General features: G+C 70.5%; 20 protein-coding genes. 15 read left to right on the top strand and 5 right to left on the bottom strand.

The window, feature by feature from the left end; genetic code table 11:
* The 8 genes from D7V93_RS05180 to D7V93_RS05215 form a co-directional block, all read left to right on the top strand.
* Positions 1–404: iron-containing redox enzyme family protein (locus D7V93_RS05180; RefSeq protein ID WP_147451048.1), on the top strand; the 404-nt coding region annotated here is incomplete at its 5' end.
* Between the two features lie 4 nt (positions 405–408).
* Positions 409–1,557 carry a DUF3419 family protein gene (locus D7V93_RS05185; protein WP_120642298.1) on the top strand — a complete coding sequence of 383 codons (1,149 nt, stop codon included), beginning with the start codon at positions 409–411 and terminating at the stop codon, positions 1,555–1,557.
* A complete protein-coding gene (locus D7V93_RS05190; RefSeq protein ID WP_120642323.1) occupies positions 1,526–2,410 on the top strand; it encodes an aspartyl/asparaginyl beta-hydroxylase domain-containing protein in 885 nt (294 codons plus the stop codon). Before D7V93_RS05185 ends, D7V93_RS05190 begins: the two co-directional genes overlap by 32 nt.
* Entirely contained in the window at positions 2,388–3,509 is a 1,122-nt protein-coding gene (locus tag D7V93_RS05195) for a GNAT family N-acetyltransferase (RefSeq protein ID WP_120642299.1), read from the top strand. The genes D7V93_RS05190 and D7V93_RS05195 overlap by 23 nt, the downstream gene beginning before the upstream one ends.
* 34 nt (positions 3,510–3,543) lie before the next feature.
* Complete coding sequence (locus tag D7V93_RS05200; RefSeq protein ID WP_120642300.1) at positions 3,544–4,176, top strand: FMN-binding negative transcriptional regulator; 633 nt, start codon at positions 3,544–3,546, stop codon at positions 4,174–4,176.
* Positions 4,177–4,208: 32 nt separating this feature from the next.
* Positions 4,209–5,681: an acyltransferase gene (locus D7V93_RS05205; RefSeq protein ID WP_120642301.1), complete on the top strand. Its 1,473-nt coding sequence runs from the start codon at positions 4,209–4,211 to the stop codon at positions 5,679–5,681.
* A 50-nt stretch (positions 5,682–5,731) separates the two neighbouring features.
* On the top strand, positions 5,732–6,595 hold the full coding sequence (locus D7V93_RS05210; RefSeq protein WP_120642302.1) for a caspase family protein: 864 nt from the start codon (positions 5,732–5,734) through the stop codon (positions 6,593–6,595).
* A gap of 134 nt (positions 6,596–6,729) precedes the next feature.
* Complete coding sequence (locus tag D7V93_RS05215; protein ID WP_244237118.1) at positions 6,730–7,107, top strand: PAS domain-containing protein; 378 nt, start codon at positions 6,730–6,732, stop codon at positions 7,105–7,107.
* Between the two features lie 13 nt (positions 7,108–7,120).
* On the opposite strand, the gene D7V93_RS05220 is transcribed toward D7V93_RS05215, so the two are convergent.
* The 5 genes from D7V93_RS05220 to D7V93_RS05240 all read right to left on the bottom strand — a co-directional run bounded on the left by D7V93_RS05220 (position 7,121) and on the right by D7V93_RS05240 (position 13,597).
* Positions 7,121–7,723 carry a GNAT family N-acetyltransferase gene (locus D7V93_RS05220; RefSeq protein WP_120642304.1) on the bottom strand — a complete coding sequence of 201 codons (603 nt, stop codon included), beginning with the start codon at positions 7,721–7,723 and terminating at the stop codon, positions 7,121–7,123.
* 52 nt (positions 7,724–7,775) lie between these two features.
* The gene (locus tag D7V93_RS05225) at positions 7,776–8,390 is read right to left on the bottom strand and encodes a hypothetical protein (RefSeq protein WP_120642305.1); all 615 of its coding nucleotides are present in this window, start codon (positions 8,388–8,390) and stop codon (positions 7,776–7,778) included.
* A gap of 3 nt (positions 8,391–8,393) precedes the next feature.
* Positions 8,394–10,886 (bottom strand): BamA/TamA family outer membrane protein, encoded by a 2,493-nt coding sequence (locus tag D7V93_RS05230; RefSeq protein WP_244237119.1) that lies wholly within the window; start codon positions 10,884–10,886, stop codon positions 8,394–8,396.
* Between the two features lie 132 nt (positions 10,887–11,018).
* Entirely contained in the window at positions 11,019–12,374 is a 1,356-nt protein-coding gene (locus D7V93_RS05235) for a sigma-54-dependent transcriptional regulator (RefSeq protein ID WP_120642306.1), read from the bottom strand.
* Positions 12,371–13,597: a sensor histidine kinase gene (locus tag D7V93_RS05240; RefSeq protein ID WP_244237120.1), complete on the bottom strand. Its 1,227-nt coding sequence runs from the start codon at positions 13,595–13,597 to the stop codon at positions 12,371–12,373. The genes D7V93_RS05235 and D7V93_RS05240 overlap by 4 nt, the downstream gene beginning before the upstream one ends.
* A 100-nt stretch (positions 13,598–13,697) precedes the next feature.
* On the opposite strand from D7V93_RS05240, the gene D7V93_RS05245 reads away from it, so the two are divergent.
* From D7V93_RS05245 to D7V93_RS05275, 7 genes are all read left to right on the top strand, one after another.
* On the top strand, positions 13,698–14,732 hold the full coding sequence (locus tag D7V93_RS05245; protein ID WP_120642308.1) for a hypothetical protein: 1,035 nt from the start codon (positions 13,698–13,700) through the stop codon (positions 14,730–14,732).
* Positions 14,733–14,873: 141 nt separating this feature from the next.
* Positions 14,874–15,176, top strand: coding sequence for a hypothetical protein (locus tag D7V93_RS05250; protein WP_120642309.1), 303 nt, complete (start codon positions 14,874–14,876; stop codon positions 15,174–15,176).
* Between the two features lie 163 nt (positions 15,177–15,339).
* Positions 15,340–17,058, top strand: a complete 1,719-nt coding sequence (locus D7V93_RS05255) for a GMC oxidoreductase (protein ID WP_120642310.1) — start codon at positions 15,340–15,342, stop codon at positions 17,056–17,058.
* A gap of 62 nt (positions 17,059–17,120) precedes the next feature.
* Positions 17,121–18,704: a PI-PLC domain-containing protein gene (locus D7V93_RS05260; RefSeq protein ID WP_120642311.1), complete on the top strand. Its 1,584-nt coding sequence runs from the start codon at positions 17,121–17,123 to the stop codon at positions 18,702–18,704.
* A gap of 67 nt (positions 18,705–18,771) precedes the next feature.
* Entirely contained in the window at positions 18,772–19,695 is a 924-nt protein-coding gene (locus D7V93_RS05265) for a hypothetical protein (RefSeq protein WP_120642312.1), read from the top strand.
* Between the two features lie 21 nt (positions 19,696–19,716).
* The gene (locus D7V93_RS05270) at positions 19,717–20,220 is read left to right on the top strand and encodes a hypothetical protein (protein WP_147451049.1); all 504 of its coding nucleotides are present in this window, start codon (positions 19,717–19,719) and stop codon (positions 20,218–20,220) included.
* A 151-nt stretch (positions 20,221–20,371) separates the two neighbouring features.
* Positions 20,372–21,433, top strand: coding sequence for a ribonuclease T2 family protein (locus D7V93_RS05275; RefSeq protein WP_158623653.1), 1,062 nt, complete (start codon positions 20,372–20,374; stop codon positions 21,431–21,433).
* Positions 21,434–21,588 lie beyond the last annotated feature (155 nt).

The raw sequence follows: 21,588 nt of genomic DNA on the forward strand, positions 1-21,588 counted from the left end.
TCCCCATCCCGCCCCCGCTCGCCGCCACGGAGGTGCTGACGGGCTACCTGTATTGGATCTCCTACCAGGGCAATCCCTTGCAGCGGCTGGGCTACAGCTACTGGGCGGAGAGCTGCTACGAATACATCCGCCCGCTGATGGGCCGGGTGCAGAAGACGCTGGGGCTCACCGCCGCGCAGATGACCTTCTTCGTCGCGCACGCGGACATCGACGAGGACCACTCCGCGCTCGTCAACGAGATGATCGCCAAGAAGTGCCGGACGCCGGAGGACTGGGAGGACGTGGCGCGGGTCATGGAGACCAGCCTGCGGCTGACCTGGCGGATGATGGACGAGGTGGTGGACGCGCACGCGCGGCTGCTCGCGGGACAGAGCGAGCGCGGCGCCTTCCTGAAGGCGCTCTGAAGCCATGGCCGGGACCTATTTCCGCCACCTGAACTACGCGCTGGGGGATGAGGACTCGAGCGTCGAGCTCCAGGTCCTCCCGCCCGACACCGGGCGGGTCGTCGCGGTCGCCGGCAGCGGCGGCCGCGTCATCCCCCTGCTCGCGCGAGGACCGCGAGAACTCTCCTGCGTGGACATCTCCGACACCCAGCTCGCGCTGACCGAGCTGCGCGTGTGTGCCCTGCGCACGCTGGAGCATCCGGAGTACCTGGGGCTCCTGGGCTACGAGCCCATGCCCGTGGCGCGCCGGCTGGAGCTGCTCGGCGCGCTGCCGCTGTCCCCGGGCGCGCGTGGCGCCCTGGAGCCGCTGAAGGCCGCGGTCGCCGCGGGAGAGCGGATCATCTACCTGGGCCGCTTCGAACAGATGCTGCGCACGCTGTCCCGGGTCAACGGGCTGCTCACCCGGGCCGCCGGGCGCAGGCTCTTCGACGCCCCCGACCTGGACGCGCAGCGCGCCTACGTGACGTCCGGCTTCCCCCGGAGCGCGTGGAAGGGCGTGCTGCTGCTGCTGGGCAACTCGGCGGTCCTGAATTCGCTGCTGTACCGGGGGGACTTCCCGAAGAAGAACCGCCCCGGCAGCACCTTCCGCATCTACCAGGAGCTCTTCGACCGGCTCTTCCAGGACACCCCGGCGCGCAAGAGCTTCTTCCTCCAGATGGTGTTCCTGGGAGAGCTGCGCTTCGCGGAAGGCTTCCCCATCGAAGCCGACCCGGCCGTCTACCGGGCAGCGCAGCGGCACGCCCGGAAGTGCCGCATCGACTTCATCCAGGGCGACCTCGTCGAAGAGGTCCGGAAGCAGCGCGACGTGGGCTTCGTGTCGCTCTCCGACGTGCCGTCGTTCCTGCCCCCGGCGCGCGAGCAGACCTTCCTGGAGGAGCTGAAGCCCGGGCTCGCGCCCGGAGCGCTCGTGGTGACGCGGGGGCACCTGCGCGTCGTCACCCCCGGACACGCGGGCTACGCGCACGTCACCGACCGCTACCAGGACGTCCTGGCCCGGGAGACAACGCAGCTCTGGACCATCCACGTCTATCAGCGGGAGCCCTCCGGCGCGGCCGGGGAGCGCTTCCAGGAGGACCTGTCGCATGCACGCGGTCAGGCTGAACCGTTCGTTTGACGCCCACGCCCTGGAGGCCGCCTACGAGGCGGTCCGCGCGCAGGTGGAGGGCCGGCCCGCGGGCTACCCGGGCGAGGGCCACGTGGGGTGGTCCTCCATCTGCCTCGACTCGGTGTCCTCCGGGCCCTCCCCCGTCCTGGCCCGGGCCCCGGCCCTGCGGGAGCTGTTGTCCGGCCTGGGGTTGCGGCTGCGGCTCGCGCGCCTGCTGCGGCTGGAGCCGGGGGGCGTCATCCGCGAGCACCACGACGCGTTCCTCAGCCGGCGCATCGTGCGGCTGCACGTGCCCATCGTCACGCACCCCGACGTGGAGTTCTACCTCGGCGGCCAGCGCTGCCCCTGGGGCGCCGGCGAGCTCTGGTACGGCGACTTCTCCCAGCCCCACCACGGCATCAACCGCAGCGCCATCGCGCGGGTGCACCTGGTCCTGGACGTGAGCGCGGACGCGGCGCTCCTGCGCCTGTTCCCGGAAGGCCTGGTGCCCGCGTCGCTCGCGGCGCTGGAGCCGGACGGCGCGCGGGAGGAGCTGGATCCGGGCGTGCTGGACCGGCTCGCCTTCGACTTCACGTTGCCCGCGGGCTTCCACCTGCCCGGCACGGGGCTGGAGGCGCTGACGGCGCCGCTGCCCGGCAGCGTGCGGCTGGTGGACAACGAGCTGTGCGTCTTCGTCAACGAGCAGCCCTTCCTCAAGGCCGTGCCGGTGTCGGAGGACACGGTGGACCTGCTGGGCATGGGGCCCGAGGCGCGGCTGCGCTACACGTTCCACGGCGACCAGGTGCGCGGCGTGACCCTCACGCTGGGCACCACGCCCGTCCATTCCTTCGACGTGCGCCATGCCCTCCGTCCGCATCCTTGAGGCCGGGGACCCGCGGCCCGGCCCGGGGCTGCTGGCCACGCGGCTGGTGGGCCACTACGTGGAGCACGGCACCGCGCCCTACCTCGCGAACACCCGCCACCGCGTCCTCCTGGCGGACGTGGACGGGCAGGTGCTCCCCCTGGTGGTCAACGACGGGGACGACAGCCGCTGCTACCTGACGTCGCCCTACGTCAACTACATCTCCTACGCGGAGGACTTCGCGCGCTCGGTGAAGGAGCGCGCGGTGCGGTGGGGGCTGCTGGCCTTCATCCGGGCGGTGCGCGCGGCCATCCCGCGCAGACACCTGGACCGGGTCGTCTACGTCAACCACTGGCTGCTCGCCACGGGGCCGGAGCTCGCCCTCTCCACGCCGCAACTCGCGGCGCTGACGGAGGCCCTCCAGGCGCGCTTCCCGGAGCATGCCTTCGTCTTCAAGCGGGCCAGCGCGGCCACCGCCGAAGAGGTGGAGCGCGGCGACTCCCCGTCGCGGCTGCACGCCATCTTCAACCGTCAGATGTACCGCTGGCGGCACGAGCCGGGCCTCAAGCCACCCCGGGAGTTCCGCCAGGACCGGGGCCTGCTCCAGCGGCACCAGCCCCACCTGCGCAGGCTGACGACCGCGGAGCCGGACACCGTGTCCCGCCTGGGCGCGCTCTACCGGGCCCTGTACCTGGACAAGTACTCGGAGCTCAACGCGCACTTCACCCCGGCCTGGTTCGAAGCGGCCCTGCAGCAGGGGGCGCTGGAGGTCTACGGCATCGACGTGGAGGGCGGGCTGCACTACTTCGTCACCTGCTTCGAGGCGGGGGACGAGCTCATCGGTTCGGTGGTGGGCCACGACCCGGCGCTCTCGCGCAAGCACGGCCTCTACCGGGCGGGCGTCAGCCACCTGATGCGGCTGGCCGAGGAGCGCGGCCTGACGCTCAACCTGAGCTCCGGGTCCGGCGAGTTCAAGCGCAAGCGGGGCTGCACGCCCTGGACGGAGTACGAGCTGCTCGGCTTCGAGCACCTGCCGTGGCGGGCCAGACATTCCTGGTCCCTGCTGCGCGGCATCTATAATGCGGTCGGGCCCAGGGTCTTCACCGCCCTGAGCATCTGACGGGGCCCCGGGCCCCCACCTCGTCGAGGAGTCCATGCTGTACACGCCCTCCGCCTTCCAGGAACCCGACGTGCGAGCGCTCCATGCGTTCATGAAGCAGCACAGCTTCAGCACGGTCATCTCCCACGACGCCGAATCCCACGTCTCCCACGTGCCACTCCTGCTGGTGCCCGAGCGCGGCGCGAAGGGCACCCTCCGGGGGCACCTGGCGCGCGCGAACCCGCACTGGCGGGACTTCAATGGCGAGCGGCCGCTGCTCTGCATCTTCCACGGCCCGCACGCCTACATCTCACCCAGCTGGTATCAGGCGCGCCCCGCGGTCCCCACGTGGAACTACGCGGTGGTGCACGCCGTGGGGCGTCCCCGACTGCTCGACACGCCGGCGCTCTCCGCGCTCATCGACGCGACCCTGGCCGAGTACGAACCCGGCCTGGACGCGCCGGGCGGCCCGACGCACCTGCCGGAGCACACGCGGGCGCAGTTGCTGGAGCACATCGTCGGCTTCGAACTCGAGATCGACGAGCTGGTGGGCAAGTTCAAGCTGGGCCAGAACCGCTCCGCCGAGGACCAGGCCGGAGTCCGCGAGGGCCTGCTGCGCCAGGGGGGCGACGCCCAGGCCCTGCTGGACTTGATGGCCGCGAGGGCCCGGCCCCCACACAAACCCTGACCGCGGTCCTCTTTTTTCCGAAAGCCCCGACCATGGCCGAGCGAATCCTCCTGAGCGCCCCGGAAGCCCCCCAGCGGACCTGGGCGCTGAGCGCGGTGGACATCGCGCTCAAGGACATGTTCGTGAGCTTCGCCCTGGCCTTCAGCGGGCCCATCCACACCGCGCGCTTCGCGGAGGCCCTCCGCCGCGCGCTCGTGCAGCATCCCTTCTTCCACGGGACGCTGCAGACGCGGAACGAAGCGCTGCTGCTCGTGAGCCCGGCGCCCACCGGCAACGGCGCGGTCGCCCTGGACGTGGCCACGGTGGAAGACACGCTGGAGTTGAAGCACTGGCCCGCGCTCTACCGCAGCGCCTTCATCGACGGCCTCGTCCCGAAGGGGCGGCTGGAGGGCCAGCGCGACCGGCCGCTGCTGCACCTGAAGCTGAACCATTTCCAGAACGCCTCCGTCGTGGGGCTGACCTGGAACCATGCCCTGTCGGACCTGCACGGCATCTACGGGTTCCTCGGGGCGGTGGCCCAGGTCTACAACGGCGGGGACGCGCCGGGCGCGGAGCCCCTCTTCGACCGGGCGGCCATCTGGCGCGAGCTGCAACTGGACCCGGAGGCGGGTGCGCCCCCCTCGCGTGAGGGCCGCAACGGCATCGTCGGCATCTCCCGCCTGCGCGCGGGGCTCGGGCTCGCCCGGTACCTGGGCACGGGCGTGCACGACGCGGTGCCGCTGTGTCTGTTGTTGGACGAGGACGGGGTGGAGGCCCTCAAGGCGGAGCTTGCGCCCACGGGGGTGCGGGCCTCCACGAACGACGTCGTCAACGCCACGCTGCTGAAGGCCTTCGCCGAGTGCGCCCGGGACACGGCCGGCACGGGCGACGTGGGCCTGTACTTCCCCATCGACGTGCGGGGGTTGCTGGGCATCCCGCCGGGGACGCTGGCCAACTGTCTGGGGAACGCCTCCGCCGTGCTGTCCCTGCCCGAGCTGTCGCGGGCCTCCGTGGCGGAGCTGACCGCGCGCAACCGGGCGGTCGTGGCGGCGTTCGGGAAGGCCCAGCTCGAAGCGGACATCCGCTGGGCGGACCACTGGCGGCGGAACACCCGTCCGTCGAGCGTGTATCACCACTGGTTGTTCGGACGGGACCGCGTCTACTCCTCGAACTGGTCCAGCCAGGACCTCACGCGGCTGCACTTCGAGGACGCGGCCTTCGTCGCCATGCTGCGCAGCTCGCGAATCAACCGCTGGTTGCCCCTGCCGGCCTTCCACAGCACCGTCCTGCCGCTGAAGCTCGGCGAGGGCCGGCCGCTGCACGTGGTGCGCACCAGCGTGCGCCAGCGTCACTTCCAGCGCCTGGCGCGCCAGCTGCCCCAATGGCCACACGTCCGGGAGGTGCTCCGGATGGACACGGGCGAACGGCTGCTGGCTCCCGCGCGCGCCCACCCGGGCAGCCCTGCGCGCGGCGGGCCGGGCGGTGGGGTGGCCGGAGACGCACGGCGCGCCCTGCCTCCCCGGTGACATCCCACGGGGACGGACTCCACCTTGCAGGACAGGGAGGAGTACGAGTCATGGGTCAGGGATATTCCATCAACATCGGGTTGAACGCGGTGGACCCCCACCACTACGCGGGCTGGGACGGCCAGCTCACGGCGTGCGAGGCGGACGCGGAGGACATGGTCAGCATCGCGAAGACGCAGGGCTTCGGTCGGGTGACGCAGCTGCTCACGAAGGAGGCCACGCGCTCGCGCATGCTGGGAGAGATGGACGAGGCGGTGAAGGTGCTCCAGGCCGGGGACCTGTTGCTGCTCACCTACTCGGGACACGGCGGCCAGCTCCCGGACACCAACGCCGATGAGTCCGACGGGCTGGACGAGACGTGGTGCCTCTATGACGGAGAGGTCATCGACGATGAGATCTACGTCGCGATGTCGAAGCTGAAGCCGGGGGTGCGCGTCTTCATGCTCTCCGACAGCTGCCACAGCGGTTCGGTGAGCAAGGTGGCCTACGCGGCCCTGCGCTCCAGCGGCAGCCTGCAGCTGCTCGCGGACACGGTGCAGAGCAGCGAGCCCTCCGAGCGGCGGTTCAAGGAGATGCCCCTGGGCATCGAGCACCGCACCTACCGCGACAACAAGGCGATGTACGACGACATCATGAAGCGGCTGCCCAAGGAGGACCCGCGCCTCACGCTCAAGGCCACCGTGCTGCTCATCTCCGGCTGCCAGGACAACCAGCTCTCCAGCGACGGCGCCTTCAACGGCCTCTTCACGTCCAACCTGCTGCGCGTGTGGAACGGCGGGAAGTTCCGCAACGGCTACCAGACGTTCCACCGCCGCATCCTGCGCACCATGCCTCCCATCCAGTCGCCCGCGTACTCCGTCATCGGAGTGCCCAGTCGCGAGTTCGAGCGGCAGGTTCCCTTCCACTTGAGCTGACGCACGCTCAGCACCGGACAGTCCTTCGCCGTGGTTTCCGGAGCCTCCGGAGGGTGGCTGTTGGGCAGCCACCGCTTCGTGCCGCGCCGCTGCAAACCCATTCCCGCGAAGAGCTCGACGCCCTGATTCAACGGGTGGACGGCCTGTCGGAGCTGGAGCTCGACGGGCTTCCCCTGGGAATGATCCAGCTCGACTCGCAGGGGAAGATCCTCAAGTTCAACCGGACCGAGGCCTCCCTCGCCCGCATCAAGGCGAAGGACCAGATTGGCAGGAGCTTCTTCAACGAGGTCGCGCCCTGCACCCGCGTCCGGGAGTTCTACGGCCGGTTCCAGGAGGGCGTCCGGGCGAAGAACCTCTACCAGACCTTCGGGTTCATCTTCCGCTTCGCGCATGGCGCGCGGCACGTGGCCATCACCCTCTTCTACAGCGACAAGACGAATTCGGTGTGGGTCCTGGTCTCCGACCAGCAGGTGCCCAAGGACGGGTCGCCGCCCAGGAACCGGCTGGCCTGACCGAGGAGCTCCGTCAGGCCAACACGGGGTTCGAGCCGCCCTCCGCGGCCCCGGCGGCGCGGCTCCACTCCCCTTCCAGCAGCGAGAGCAGCGCGGTGTCCGTGAAGCCCTCGGGCCCGGCGTTGTTGTCGCGCAGGATGCCTTCCTGCTGGAAGCCCGCGCGGGTGAGCACGCGCTGGGAGGCGACGTTGCGCGGATCCAGGCGCGCCTCGATGCGGTGGAGCCCCATCCGCGCGAAGCCGAAGTGCAGGACCGTGGGCATCAGCTCCTTCATCACGCCCTGCCCCCACAGGGGCATGCCCAGCACGTAGCCCACCTCCGCGCGCCGGTCGCGCGAGCTCCAGTTGAACAGCCCCACGGTGCCCAGGGGGACGTCCCCGGTGCGCGCGCAGAGCACCCAGCGGAAGCCCTCTCCGCGGCCCGCGGACTCCAGGTCCCGCGTCAGCTTCTCGCGCATCTTCGGCTCGCCCCCGGTCGTGCCGTAGAGGAGGTAGCGCGCCACCTCGGGGTGCTCGTAGATGGCGGCGAGCTCCGCGGCATCCTCCAGCCGGGGCTGCCGCATGCGAAACCGTTCGGTCTCGAGCTCGGGGTACGTGGCGAAGGAAGGAGTCAGCATGGCGCTGATTCTACCGTTTCGCGGAGACACGGTGCCTGGGACTTCCCGCGCTTCAGGGCGGGCGGAGCACGTCACAGCGCGTGGAGGCGCCCCGCGCGAGGTCCTCCGCCACGGAGCGCAGCAGGGTTCCTGTGAGCGCGGAGCGCTCGTCGGGCGCCGTCCCCGCGGGAGCGCCCTGGGTGAGCCAGGCCGCCACGCGTCCGAGGCTCGCGGCCGTCACCACCTGCAGCCGCACCTCCACCTGCACGACGAAGCGCTCGTCCGGCTCCGGGCGGTCGTCCAGCGTCCAGGCCACGCGCTCCAGCTCCAGCGTGGCCACCCCTCCTGCCAGGGGCCTCCCATCCAGCAGGTAGCCCGCGCGCGTGAAGGCGAGCACCTGGGTGACCTGTGCTCCGTCCATGCGCGCGTCGAACCAGAGGGCACGGCGGCGGAACAGGGTGAGATGCACCTCCAGCTTCCCCGCCATGCCCAGCCGCACCAACCGGTCCAACTCGGGCGTGACGAACGCACGCGCCTCCGGCCGCACCACCACGCGCCGTCCGGCGAGCGTCGCGGTGCAGGTGGCGCGGGCCTCGTCCGCCCGGGCCCCGGACGGCAGCAGTCCCACCGACGCCGTGAGCGCCGCCAGGAGCCGCCACCGTCCGCCTGTGCCGTACCGTGGTGCCATGCCTCAGAAGGTCCGGACGAAGAGCAGGCGCGCCTCGGGCGTGGCCCGCGCCTTCTCATCCGTGCGCCAGGCCGCGTCCACGCGCACCGCGTCGGTGAAGTGGAAGCTGGCGCCCACGCCCAGCCGCGGGTCCGTCCAATCGGAGGCGGCGTGCACCGCGCCCAGGTCCGCGAAGACGCCGAAGGCGTGCCAGCGGTACTCCGCGCTGCCGAGCACCGAGGCGTCGCCCCCGCGGAAGTCCTTGAAGCCGAAGCCGCGCAGCGCGCTCCAGCCGCCCAACGCCTCCTGCTTCTGCAGGGGCAGGTCCTGGCCTCCCGCGACGCGCAGGCGCACGCTCAGCCCCGAGTGCCAGGTGACGGGCAGGTCCAGCACCGCGTCACCGATGAGCTTCCAGAAGCGCGTGTCCACGCCCACCTGCTGGCCCACCTCCAGGGTGACGAGTCCGCGCAGCGCGGGCTCCCGCGTCCGGTCCCCTTCACGCGGGAAGAGGGACGTCTCCGGCGTCCGGAAGAGCGAGCCCACGGGCGACCCCGGCTTCGCCTTGCTGTCGTACTCCGCGCGCAGCACGACGGAGTGGAAGCGGCCCTCGCTCACCGGCGCGTTGGGGAAGGGCGGCGAGTCCCGGCGGAACAGGGTGAGCGGCGGGGTGAAGGCCTGGAGGGATTCGTAGGTGTCGCCGTGGAACTCCGCGCCCGCGAGCCACGAGCGCGCAGGGCGCCAGGTGGCGAACGCCGCGAAGCCCTTGCGGCGGAAGTAGTCCCGGTCCGGCCGGTTGATGAGGAACGAGTAGACGTAGGAGTCGATGTCGCCCAGCCGCCAGCGGTCGGACGTGTCCGTGAAGTCGTGGACCTGCGCGCCCACCTCCGCGAGCCCCAGCGCGGGCACGTGCAGCTTCGCGCCGCCCAGCAGGCTGACGCGGCGCTGACGCTTCGTCCCCTCCGGATCATCCGGCAGCCGCTGGCCGCCCAGCCGCAGCGGGACGAAGAAGGCCGCATCCAGCGTCGCGTGCACGCGGTCCTTCGGATCCCAGATGCGCAGCTCGGCCGCGAGTCCCGGCGCGAAGCCCGTCACCTGCGTGTGCACGGGCAGCAGCTCCACCGACAGGTCCGGCCGGCGCGCCCGCACGTGCACCACCAGGCGCCGTCCCTCCAGCGTGATGCCCTCCTCCCTTTCGTCGTGCCACGAGAACAGCTTCCGCCAACGCGACTCGGGCTCCTCGGGCTCCTTGTCCTCATCGCGCCGGGACGCACGCCGCTCCTGCTCCTGGGTGCGGTAGCGCCGCGCGCCGGTGGCCTCGCGCTCCTCGACGACCTTCACGCTCCGGCGTTCCTCGTTCAGCCCCTCGCCGCCCACGGTCCGGAGGAAGCGCAGCCGCGACTCCAGGCGATCCACCGCACGGCGGGCGTCGCTGCGGAGGAAGACATCGCCCGGCGACAGGCCCAGCGCCTCGCGCACCCGCTCCGCCATCTTGGGCTCCACACCGGGCACGTCCACGGCCTCCAGCCGGCCCTCGTCCACCGTCACCACCAACGCGCCTTCGTGGGACAGCGTGGCGGACACCGTCGCCAGCAGGTAGCCCTCATCATCCCGCAGCTCATTCAGCGAGCGCTCCAGCGCGGCGTCCAGCCCGCCCTGCACGATGCCGGGATGGAACTGCCCGCGCTCGATGTGCGCGAGCCACTCGCGGGGCGGATGAAGCGGAGGGCACGGGTTGTCGATGGACACCTTCGCGCGGCGTCCGTGGATGCGCACCGTGGCGACGAACTCCTCCACGTCCCGCTCATCATCGTCATCGTCTTCGTCATCGTTCCCGAAGGAGCCGGGCGGCCGGGGGAACAGCTCCTCCAGCCACTCCTGCGGAGGAAGGTCCTGGAGCCCCTGGACCTGCACCGAGGTGACGGTGGGGTACTCCTCCAGCGTCACCTCCAGCAGCGCTGGCCCCTGTTCGCTGACGCGCAGGCGGGGCGCCACGTGGGCGAAGAGGCCCGTGCCCGCGAGCTTTCGCAGCAGCGTCTGCACCTCCTTGGGGGACAGCGGCTCCGTGGCCCCGGCGGCGGGGGCGCCCACGAGCGCGCGCACCTGCGCATCCGTCAGGTGATGGAGCCCCACGAGCGCGAGGCCTGTCGGCGCCAGCCCCTTGCCGTTGACGTCCAACTGGAGCGGCGCGAGGACCGATGGGTTGGAGTCGTCGTCGTCGTCGAAGCCGTCGGGGCACTCCTCGCGCGCCGTGGCGTCCTCATCGTCCGGATCGTTGTCGTTGTCGTCGTCGTTGTCGTCGTCCGGATCCTCATGTTCGTCCGGATCCTCATCCGGATCCTCCTCGTCCTTGGGCGCTCTGGCCTGGGACCGCGTGGCGTCCCCGGAGGGAGCCGTGAGCGCGCCGGCATCAGACGGGAGCGTGCCGGCGTCCCCCGCGGGTTGCGCGAGGGCGGCGAGCGAGACGAAGCAGAGGCAGAGACAGAGCAGGATGCGATTCATGCGGGGTGGCAGGAGCATGCGCCGTTCCAGGTGGAGGTCCCCGGCAAGTGCCTGGAAGGACGAGGAGCCGCCGGGCGAGTCGATGTCATGGACACATCCGGATGTCACCCCGGGATGTGCCCGTGACATCGCCCGTATCCCTGGGGCGTGTCATGGGGTGACGGGGAGGCCCAGGGCCTTGATGCGTCGGTAGAGGTTGCCCCGGTCCACCTGGAGGAGGCGAGCGGCCCCGGCGATGCTCTCCCCTTCCCGGAGCGCGGCGCGGATGAGGTCCCGCTCGAAGTCCTCCACGTGCTCGCGGTAGCTCTTGTCGCCCAGCGTGGCGCGGGGCGCGGCCGGGGTGCCCGCCGGAGCCGTCACCGCGTCCGGACGGAGCTCCAGCGGGCCATCGCCGCGCAACAGGTTCAGCCGCTCGATGACGTTGCGCAGCTCGCGGACGTTGCCGGGCCACGGATACGCGCGCAGCGCGGCCTCGGCGCCGGGGGCCAGCACGAGCGTCGCCCGGGGGCCGGCGAACTCCGCGGCGAAGACGCGCGCCAGGGGCAGCAGATCCTCGGGGCGCTCGCGCAGTGGCGGGAGGTGCAGCGGCAGCACGTTGAGGCGGAAGAAGAGGTCCTGCCGGAAGCGCCCCTCCTTCACCGCGCGGGTGAGGTCCTGGTGCGTGGCCGCGAGGATGCGCACGTCCACCGGCACCGGCAGCGTGCCGCCCAGGCGCTCCACCTGACGGGTCTCCAGGACGCGCAAGAGCTTCGCCTGGAGCTCCAGCGGCATGTCGCCCAATTCGTCCAGCAACAGCGTGCCGCCCTGCGCCTGCTCCACGCGGCCCGTGCGCCGCGCCACCGCGCCGGAGAAGGCGCCCCGCTCGTGCCCGAACAGCTCGCTCTCCAGCAGCGTCGCGGGGATGGCCGCGCAGTTGACCGCCACCAGCCGGCCCTTGCGCCCGGAGGCCTTGTGCAGCGCCTGCGCCACGCGCTCCTTGCCGGTGCCCGTCTCACCGGTGATGAGCACCGCCGTGTCGCTGGGGCCCACGCGCGCGATGAGCTGGCGCAGCGCCTCCATGGCCGGGCTGTCCCCCACCAGGTGCCCCGGACGGGCCAGCTCGTCCAGCAGCCGCTCCCGCTCCTCCCGCAGCGAGCCCAGCGCCAGCGCGTTGCGCAGCGCCGTGATGAGCCGCTCCGCGGAAGGGGGCTTCTCCACGAAGTCCGTGGCCCCCAGCTTCAGCGCCTGCACCGCCTCCGCGGGAGAGGCCTCGCCGGAGAGCACCACCACGGGCACGGGCAGCGGCTTCGGCAGGCGCGCGAGCAGCTCCAGCCCTGTCTCGCCCGGCATGCGCAGGTCCAGCAGCATCAGCGCGGGAGGCGCGTCCGGCGCTTCGAGCAGGCGCGCCGCCTCCGCCGTGGAGCGGGCCTCCACGGTGGTGAAGCCCTCGTCGCCCAGCAGCCCGCGCAGGGCCCGGATGACGCCGGGATCATCGTCGACGATGAGGATGCGGGGGCCTGGCTTCATGACGTCACCTGGGAGGTGGGAGGCACCCGAGGCAATGCGACGAACGCCCGCGTCCCGCCGCTCGCACCCGGCTCCAGCCGCAGGGTGCCACCGTGCTCGTGGACGATCTTCTGGGCGATGGGCAGCCCCAGTCCACTGCCGCCGGGCTTGGTGCTGAACAGCCCCCGGGTGAGGACCGCTCCCTCCAGCACGCCCGGCACGCCGCGCCCGCCGTCGTTCACGGTGACGTGCACGGCGCCATCGTCCTCCGAGCGCAGCGCCACGCGCACGGGCGGCGTGTCCGGCCCGGAGGCCTCGGCGGCGTTCTTCACCAGGTTGCCGAACAGGCGGCGCAGCCCGTCCGGATCCGCGCGCAGCTGGACCTCCGGCCCGGGCTCCAGCTCCACGGGCACCGGCGAGCTGCCCGCGTACAGGGTGCACACCTCCGCCAGCAGGGCGCGCAGCCCCACGTCCTGGAAGCGCGGGGCCGGCAGGCGCGCGAAGGTGGAGAAGCTCTGCGTCATGCGCATGAGCAGGTCCACCTCCTCCTGGAGGAGGGCCACCGCTTCGGCGAGGCACGTCGGGTCCGGCGGGGCGCTGTCATCCTGGCGGGACAGACGCGCGAGCGAGAGCTTCATTGCGGTGAGGGGGTTCTTCAGCTCGTGGGCGAGCGCGCGGGCCACGTCCTGCCAGGCCGCGATCTGCTCGGCCGCCTTGAGCCGCTCGCGCTGGCCCAGCAGCTCCTGCCCCATGCGGTTGAACTGCCCCAGCAGGTACTGGAGCTCGTCGCGCGGCGGCTCGGGCACGGTGAGGCGCACGGCCAGGTCCCCGCGCGAGTAGGACCGCATCCCCTCGATGAGGGTCCCCACGGGACGCAGGAGGACACGGCCGAGCAGCGCCGCGGCCACGGCCAGCACAAGGCCCGACCCGAGCCCCAGCACGGCGATGAAGGCGGGCACGCGACGCACCAGCGCCCGCCGCGCCAGCTCCGCCTGCGCGAGGTTCAACCGCGCGTCGTCGAGCGCGTCCTGCGGCAGGCCGCGCCGCTCCAGGTCCGCGGACACTCCGTCGAGCACCCCCTCCACCGGGGCGATGGACACGGAGAGCACGCGCTCCAGCACGCCCTGCGCGAGCACACCGAGCAGCACCAGCGGAATGAGGCCCGTCAGCAGCATCACCGCCAGCAGGCGCCGCCGGAAGCGGGGCGGAGGCGGCGGAGGACCCATCAACGGAGCGCGGCGCATGGTGCGCCGTTCATACCGCAGGCACCTGCAAAGTTCTTGCGACCGTCCTCGCGGGACAACTACAAGCGCGGCAGGGTTTTGAACAACGAGGGGGTTTCACATGTATCGAAAGAACGTTCTCCGCGGTCTGCTCGCGCTGGGCCTGCTGACGGCGCTGGGTGCCCAGGCCGAAACGCTGTTCGCGCAGGCCAACTTCCTGATCAACAAGCGCCAGCTCTCCGCGGTGAACTACCGCGCCAAGGGCACGCTGCTTCCCGTCGGCACGAAGATCGAAGTGCTGGACCGCGACGACGACGAGATCACCTGCAGGGTGCTGGACCCCTCCCAGGCCGAGTTCCGGGTCGTGACCCACCGGAGCCTGGGCAAGCCGCTCGCGGTGCTGTTCGCCGGGTTCTTCGCCCCCACGGATCCCGCGGCGCGCATCGCCGCGCTCTCGCCGGAAGACCAGAAGCAGGTCAAGTCGGGGGAGCTGGCCCGGGGCATGTCCCGGGAAGCCGTGCTGCTGGCCATCGGGCCGCCGCCGCCCCACCGGACCCCGTCGCTCAAGAGCGACCGCTGGACCTACTGGAGCTCCAAGCTCTCCACCTTCGAAGTGGTGTTCGACGGCGACGGCAAGGTCGTGTCGTTCGGCGATGAGCCCCCCGTGGCCGCGCCCGCCCCGGCCCCGGCGGCGAAGGTCTTCTACTACGCGACCGCGAACTTCCACTTCGAGGACGGCACCGTGTCCTGGGTGAACTACCTCAAGGGCCCCATCCTCCCCATCAACACGCAGGTGGAGGTGTTGGACAAGGGATCCTCCAAGGTGAAGTTCAAGGTCGTGGACTCCGGGACGGAGCTCTCCTTCGAGAACGACTCCCGCTCGGGCTGGGACACCTGGAAGCTGTTCCAGGCCGCGTTCGCCGCCGAGGACCAGGCCGCGAAGCTCGCGGCGCTGTCGCCGGAGGACCGCAAGAAGGTCGAGGCCTCGGAAGTGGAGCCCGGCATGTCGCGCGAGGCCGTGCGCATGGCCTGGGGTCCCCCGCCTCCGCATGAGACGCCGTCCCTCGCCTCCAGCACCTGGATCTACTGGAAGGGCAAGATGACCAAGGTGAAGGTGAAGTTCGACAAGAACGACAAGGTCGCTTCCGTCGAATAGCGCAGGCGCTGGCGGTCCCTGGGCGTGGCGACACCCGGGCTTCCGACCGTCCGCAGGGCAGGCGGCCATCCGCGAGCCGCCGCCCCCTGGCTGCCATCCCGCGAGGGAAGACCTCACCTTGCGGCAGGAGGTGACGGCACCATGGCGGACAAACTCATCGAGAAGCAGCACCAGCACGAGCGGGAGCAGGAGCGGGAGCGGCTGCGCGCCGAGGAGCAGAAGGACCTGGAGGTGGAGGCCCACCGTGGGGCCCGGCCCCTGGAAGGCTTCGCCGGGGGGCACACCACCTGGACGGGCGCGCAGGACGACGAGGCCGCCGCCCGCGTGCACTCCGGTGATGCAGGGGCGTCATGGGAGGCCAGTGAGCGTCAGGCCCGCCTGGAACCCGAGCCCCTCTCCGATGAGGACGAGGACGGGGAAGCTCGCGTTCCGGAAAGACGCTGACGCTTCCTGAAGCGACGCGGGTCCCACCGTGCCCAGCGCGCTGGGGCCCGACAAGCCTCCTGATTCAAGCGACGTGGCAGGCGTCTGGAATGCGGCATGCCTTCTGCAACCTGGGAGAAGGCCACCGCTGGACCCACGAAGCCCCCACCGCCCCACTTCGCTTATGTCATCCAATTACAAGAAGTTCTTCGCTGGCTCCAGCCGTGTCCCGAAGGGCATCTCGCTCGGCTATCCGGTTCCTGGCCCACAAGGGGCCAGCGCGGATCAGATCGCCGGTCAGGCCTTCTTCGCCGCGCCGAGCGACTGGGGCGACATCCAGGCCTCGGCGTATGACTTCATCGTGATTGGCACCGGGCCCACCGGCGTGGCCTTCATCGAGCAGACGCTGAAGCGCAATCCCAACGCCCGCATCCTGGTGCTGGAGCGCGGCGGCTTCTGGCTGCCTGTGCACTACCAGATGCTGCCCATGGCCTTCCAGGCGGCGACGGGCTCGCCTCCCACCACCTACCCGTGGACCCGCACGACGCGGATGGCGACGACGGAGCTGGAGTTCTTCCAGGCCGGCTACATCCCGGTGGTGGGCGGTCGCTCCACCTACTGGAGCGCCTGGTGCCCGGCCCCTGGCCCGGACCTGCTGCGCGACTGGCCCCAGGAGCTGATCGACGTCACGCTCCAGCCGGGCTTCTGGGACCGCGCCCGGTCCTTCCTGCACGTCACGACGACCGACCGGATCAACGACGGCGTCTACGGCAGCCTGCAACACCAGCTCGACGTGAACCTCCGGGAGAACTTCAAGCGCGCCGTGCCTTCGGCCCAGAATGCCTTCCCCGCGCCCATCGCCGTCGGCAATCCCGCCTGGAAGGGCGTCAAGTTCTACAAATACTCCACCGTCGGCACGCTGCTGGACTTGCAGCAGTCCCAGAAGGCGCTGGCGGCCCAGGGCAAGGGACAGCCCCTCACCATCGTCGACCACTGCGTCGTCGGCCGCCTGCTGCATGACGGCCACGGCACGGTCACCGCGCTGGAGACGAGCCGCGGCCCGCTGGCGGTCAGCTCCGCGAAGATCGTCCTGGCCATGGGCACCATCCCGCCCGCCACCCTGCTGATGAATTCGTTCAAGGAAGCGCTGCCGAACATTGGCAAGCGCTACACCGGGCATTTCATGTCTCACATCACGGCGCGCGTGAAGCGGTCGGCCTTCGTGGACCTGTCCGCGCTGGAGATTGGCGCGGTCTACCTGGACGGCAAGGCCGGCAATGGCTTGCAGTACCACGTCCAGGCCAGCGCCTTCGCCTCCGCGAACCCAGCGGCCGACGAGAGCACCATCGCCCACGAAGCGCCGGACGCGGCGGCGGTCGCCTCCATGGCGCAGCTGAAGGGCTCCGAGGATTACGTCGTGTTCGTCTGCGCCACGCTGGGCGAGGTGAGCGAGACGAACGCCCACAACTGGATCCGCCTCAACGGAGGCACGGACCCGTCCACCAACATCTCGCTGCAACTACAGCCGGGGCCGCTGGACCACGAGCTGTGGGACGTGCTCGACGAGGCGACGTACCAGACCCTCGGGGTGCTGGCCGGCCGCACGGGCGACCCGTGCTCGGAGCTCGAGTACTGGGTCGACGACGAGGACGGCGGCGGCTTCTGGCAGAAGGAGCGGCCGGGCCGCAAGCAGATCCGCCTGAACATCATCGTGCACGAGGCCTCGCCCCTGTGGATGGGCAAGGACGCGGCGACCTCCGTGGTCGGGCTCGACTACCGCCCGCACGGGGTGCACAACGTCTACGTGACGGGCGGAGCGCTCTTCCCGACCTCCGGCTCCTGGAACCCCACGCTGACCATGTGCGGACTGGCGCAGGACCTGGCCGACCGGCTCGGCGCATGACAGGTGTTTTCCGTGTATAATCCGGAAAACAAACCAACCTATCCCCTGCTCCGAAGGGCCCCATGTCTCATCGAAACACCGCGTCGCCACGCCTCCCCGTCCTGCTGGGGGCCGCGTGGCTCCTCACGCTGATGGCTTGCGGGGGCCCCGAGCCCCTGCCCTCGGAGCTGGGCGAGGTGGGCCTCCCGCTGGTGAATGACGGCTACTGGGCCGGCGTCACCAAGGCCTTCCCGCGGACGCCGACGGGACACGTCGTGGGCATCTGCCGGCACAACGCCTACGTGGACACCGAGTCCACGTCGGCGCTGAACCTCTCCAAGACGACCGCGAAGCTGAAGCTCGCCATCGACGCCAACGCCGACCTCCTGGAGTTCGACGTCAAGGAAGAGGGCGGGCGGGTGTACGTGGACCATGACGACAATGGTCTGACCAACGGGGCCCTGCTGGCGAGCGTGCTGGACTCCGCGCAGCTGAAGGCCGACGACTCGGTGCTCTACATCGAGCTCAAGGAGACGAGCACGCACACGAGCCTGGCGCGGCAGGTGCTGGACACGCTCCGGGCCCGCCGCACCTGGTACGCGCGCGAGGGCCGCCCCGTCGTCCTGCGCAGCTTCCACTCGCGCCGGGCCAACCTGGACGCGGTGAAGGCCCTGCTCCCCGAGTACCCGGAGCTCAGCCCCTACCTCCGGCTCCACGTCCTGTTCTCGGAGAACCAGACGACGGACATGGTCGCCTACCACGGGCTCATCCGGAACGCGGCCACGCAGGGGTGGCACGGCATCGAGTTCCCCTACACGGATGCGAACATCCTGTCGAAGATTGCCTATGCGAAGTCCCTCGGCCTGAGCGTCTCGCTGTGGACCCTGCCGGCCAGCTACGGCGAGGTGTTCCTGTCGAACCTGCGCGACGAGGTGGATGCCTTCATCGTGGAGTACGACGTCGCGAAGGCGCGCGCCGTCGTCTCGGACGCCAACCAGCTGCTCTACCTGAATGTCTGGGACCAGCCGGCCGGAGCCACGAGCGTCCGCTACCACCGCGGCGGAACCACGGCCTACACGGTGCCCGTCAACGTCCCGGGGGCGCCGACGACGAGGACGGACGCGACGGGGGAGGACCGGCACGGCACGTCGCTCGTCTTCGCCGCGGCCTCCGCGCAATCCCTGCCCTTCTACGACGCGGACACGGCCGCCGGGCAGGGCTACTTCGTGAGCGCGTACCTCAACCTGGACGACCTGCTCACCACCTGCCCGGGCGGCGCCAGCAGCTGCACCATGGCCCTGCTGAACAAGGCGGAGTCCGGCGGATTCGGCCTGGAGCTGTTCCGCTCCAGTACGGGCTCGCGGGTGCTGCGCTTCGGCGTCCACGTGGGTGGGGGTTATCAATACGCCACCCTTCCGCTGGACGGCCTCAATGGCAGCAATGGCTACCTCGTCACCGGTTGCTACGACGGGGACGGGAAGGTCCGGCTCTGGGTGGACAACGACGCCGCGGGTACCACGCCCTCGGACACCCTGACAGGTGGTGTGTTGAACACGAACGTGCCGGTGATGGGAGGCGCGGATCCGCAGGCCACCGGAGCTCCGCGCTTCTTCCTGAGCGCCAAGGTGCAGATGCTCCAGGTGCTGCGCTGGGCCGCCCACCCCTGAGGACACCCCGGGTGATTCAATTCCGCACATCTTGACGAGGAGTGAAGAACGGTCGTCTGATTATTGAATGATCAATCAGACCTCCGAGTACCAGTCCTGCATCCAGAGTTCAGAGAAGGTGTCCTGGCGGATTGATGACCTGCTCCCCAAGGACACCGTCCTTGATTTCAGCCGCCGGTTCCTCTCGGATGCGCTGACGGGGTCGGAAGCCTTCAGCTTCTTGAGCACCGACGAGAAGCTGATGCTCAATCAGATCCGCTCCAACAGCTATGCGCACCTGTTCCTGTTCCTGGAGGAGTACGCCGTGGCCCTGGCGGCGCAGCGCGCCGGCCTGGAGCTCCACGGGAACCCGACGCACATGCGCGCGCTGCTGCGCTTCACCGAGGAGGAGCTGAAGCACCAGCAGCTCTTCGCGCGCTTCACCAGCGCGTTCGCCCGCGGGTTCAAGGTCGCCCCGGCCCTGCTCGACAACCAGGTCCAGGTGGCCAAGGCCATCATGACGAAGTCGAACCTGGGCGTGCTCATCTTCAACCTGCACATGGAGCTGATGACGCAGCAGCACTACCTGGAAACCGTCCGCGGCAACCAGGACGAGGTGCTGGACCCGCTGTTCTGCAACCTGCTCAAGCACCACTGGCTGGAGGAGTCGCAGCACACGCGGCTCGACTTCCTGGAGGCCCAGAAGATCCTCGCCCAGGAGCCCGACTCGCTGGGCACGGCGATGACGGAGTACGCCGAGCTCCTCCAGGCGCTGCGGGGCACGCTCAACGCGCAGCTCGAACTGGACCTCCAGACGTTCGAGAAGGCGGTGGGGCGCACGTTCACGGACGCCGAGCGGAAGCAGCTCGCCGAATCCCAGGAGCGCTCCTATGTCTGGGGTTTCATCGGCATGGGGATGAAGGCCCCCCTCTTCCTCTCACGCCTGCGCGCGCTCTCCCCCTCGGCCGAGCAGCGCGTCCTGGAGCTTGCCCCCACGTACTACTGCAACTGAACCTATACAGGGAGACAGACCATGGCAACACCCGTGACACTCTCGGGCCGAGGCGTGATCCTCGTCGGCCAGACCTCCGTCGAAGTCGAGCTCTGCCTGCCGGATTGCGCTCGGAGGACGGAGTTCCTGGTGCAGGGCGTCCATGTGGGGCCTGAGATCGTCATCGGAGGCACGTCCATCGACGTCGTGAACCTGCCCCGCTGGGGCGTGTCGGTCCCCGTCTACGAGCTCCATCCCTCGGCGGCACTCCAGGTCGCGCTGACCGCTCTGGGGCAAGGCGCCGAGCACATCTCCGCAACGATTCCCGCGGGGCAAAGCATTGGCCCGATTTCCGGTGCGGCCACGCTGCCCGTCCACATCACCCTGCTGGGCGGGACTCCCGCCACGCACCGCTTCGAGTTCAACGTCCACGTCACGGGCGTCTGTGGCACCCCGTTCGTCTGCCCTCCCATCGCCACGGCCGCGAAGCCGCGCGCCGCGCGGGGCAAGAAGGGCGCCCGGAAGAAGGCGGCACGCAAGGCCTGAAGGGGAGCCGTGACCGGCAGGGGCGTGAGCCCCTGGGGCAGGGGCGGGCCGCAATCCCAGACACATGGACGGACCGGGGCGCGGGGTGTGGCGCCCGGCCACGGCTCCGTACCTTGGAGCCGCTGCCGACCCGCTCCGAGGAAGAACGTCCATGCGCCTCCCGCCGTGCCTTGCCCTATGGGTGTGTCTGGTCATCGCGCAGGGGTGCCGCACGCATCCCTCGGCACCTCCCGAGGCAACACCGACGGGGCCGACCGCCACGGCCCGGCCGCTCGCCCTGGCGACTCCGGAAGCCATCGAGTTCGAGTTCGGACGTCCCCAGGCCACCGCCTGCAACTGCTTCTCCCCCAACCCCTCCGCGACGGACGGATGGGTGTGTGCCACGCCGCGCTTTGGCGCGTACCTGCTCGCGCTGACGTGGGCGCCGAACTTCTGCCCGGGCCATCCCGACAAGGAGCAGTGCGAACAGCTCGCCGGGAGCTTCGCCGCGACGCACCTCACCCTCCACGGGCTGTGGCCCCAGTTCAATGACGCCGAGGCGGAGCAACAGAAGTGCATGTACCCGGCCTTCTGCGGCGGGCTCTGTGAATGCCGGAGCAGCGCTGCGCCCGCGCGGTGCTTCCCCGACCCCGCCACGATTCCAGAAGACATGGGCAAATACGGCCCCGGGTACGTCACGGACAACTTCTTCCTCGCGAACCACGAGTGGCCCAAACACGGAAGCTGCACGGGGATGGATTCCAGGACCTACTTCACCAGCACCATCGAGGCCCTGAAGTCGCTCCCGGGCGACGAGGGGACACCCGCTGTCCTGCGCGACAACATCGGCAAGGGGGTGGCGCTGGAGGAGCTGATCTCGGCGTTCGACGTGAGAGGCAGCGTCGCCTTCCGCTGTGACGAGCGCTGCAACCTCGCGGAGGTGGGCGCCTGCTTCGGCGTGGGCGCCCAGGGGAAACCGACGACGCGCATCCCCTGTCCGCAGAACGTGATGACCAGCAGCACCAACAGCTGCGTGGGAAATCCCCAGCGGCCCCGGTGTCCCACCGTGTCGATCCAGGCTGTGAGGCCGGATGGCGGGGGCGGGGGTGAACCGGCCCCCACGTGTGGTCAGCCGGGCCAGGGCCCCGCCTGCACGAGCGATGACACCTGCAGGACCCAGGGCTTCGTTCGCTGCGCGAAGTCAGGCTGTTGCACCACCGTGCCGAAGCGCTGACGCTCCAGGGGCGGCGCGTGGAGACAGTGTCACCAGGGGTCCCACCCGCTGTGTGGGAGTCCCCGCTATGCTGTCCGTCCAATGATCTGCCCAGCCTGTGCGGAACTTCGCGCCACCGACTCGGGGGCCACGTGCCCGGAGTGTGGCGCCACGCT

Origin of the sequence: Corallococcus llansteffanensis (assembly GCF_003612055.1) — a bacterium.
In the GTDB taxonomy this organism is placed as follows: Bacteria; Myxococcota; Myxococcia; order Myxococcales; family Myxococcaceae; genus Corallococcus; species Corallococcus llansteffanensis.

Excerpts from the sequence above, each read along its gene's own strand:
- D7V93_RS05270 (WP_147451049.1), top strand. The coding sequence starts at position 19,717 with ATGGCAACACCCGTGACACTCTCGGGCCGAGGCGTGATCCTCGTCGGC.
- D7V93_RS05195 (WP_120642299.1), top strand. The coding sequence starts at position 2,388 with ATGCCCTCCGTCCGCATCCTTGAGGCCGGGGACCCGCGGCCCGGCCCG.
- D7V93_RS05235 (WP_120642306.1), bottom strand. The coding sequence starts at position 12,374 with ATGAAGCCAGGCCCCCGCATCCTCATCGTCGACGATGATCCCGGCGTC.
- D7V93_RS05240 (WP_244237120.1), bottom strand. The coding sequence starts at position 13,597 with ATGCGCCGCGCTCCGTTGATGGGTCCTCCGCCGCCTCCGCCCCGCTTC.
- D7V93_RS05230 (WP_244237119.1), bottom strand. The coding sequence starts at position 10,886 with ATGCTCCTGCCACCCCGCATGAATCGCATCCTGCTCTGTCTCTGCCTC.
- D7V93_RS05225 (WP_120642305.1), bottom strand. The coding sequence starts at position 8,390 with ATGGCACCACGGTACGGCACAGGCGGACGGTGGCGGCTCCTGGCGGCG.
- D7V93_RS05205 (WP_120642301.1), top strand. The coding sequence starts at position 4,209 with ATGGCCGAGCGAATCCTCCTGAGCGCCCCGGAAGCCCCCCAGCGGACC.
- D7V93_RS05185 (WP_120642298.1), top strand. The coding sequence starts at position 409 with ATGGCCGGGACCTATTTCCGCCACCTGAACTACGCGCTGGGGGATGAG.
- D7V93_RS05275 (WP_158623653.1), top strand. The coding sequence starts at position 20,372 with ATGCGCCTCCCGCCGTGCCTTGCCCTATGGGTGTGTCTGGTCATCGCG.
- D7V93_RS05255 (WP_120642310.1), top strand. The coding sequence starts at position 15,340 with ATGTCATCCAATTACAAGAAGTTCTTCGCTGGCTCCAGCCGTGTCCCG.
- D7V93_RS05260 (WP_120642311.1), top strand. The coding sequence starts at position 17,121 with ATGTCTCATCGAAACACCGCGTCGCCACGCCTCCCCGTCCTGCTGGGG.
- D7V93_RS05220 (WP_120642304.1), bottom strand. The coding sequence starts at position 7,723 with ATGCTGACTCCTTCCTTCGCCACGTACCCCGAGCTCGAGACCGAACGG.
- D7V93_RS05210 (WP_120642302.1), top strand. The coding sequence starts at position 5,732 with ATGGGTCAGGGATATTCCATCAACATCGGGTTGAACGCGGTGGACCCC.
- D7V93_RS05190 (WP_120642323.1), top strand. The coding sequence starts at position 1,526 with ATGCACGCGGTCAGGCTGAACCGTTCGTTTGACGCCCACGCCCTGGAG.
- D7V93_RS05245 (WP_120642308.1), top strand. The coding sequence starts at position 13,698 with ATGTATCGAAAGAACGTTCTCCGCGGTCTGCTCGCGCTGGGCCTGCTG.
- D7V93_RS05200 (WP_120642300.1), top strand. The coding sequence starts at position 3,544 with ATGCTGTACACGCCCTCCGCCTTCCAGGAACCCGACGTGCGAGCGCTC.
- D7V93_RS05265 (WP_120642312.1), top strand. The coding sequence starts at position 18,772 with ATGATCAATCAGACCTCCGAGTACCAGTCCTGCATCCAGAGTTCAGAG.
- D7V93_RS05250 (WP_120642309.1), top strand. The coding sequence starts at position 14,874 with ATGGCGGACAAACTCATCGAGAAGCAGCACCAGCACGAGCGGGAGCAG.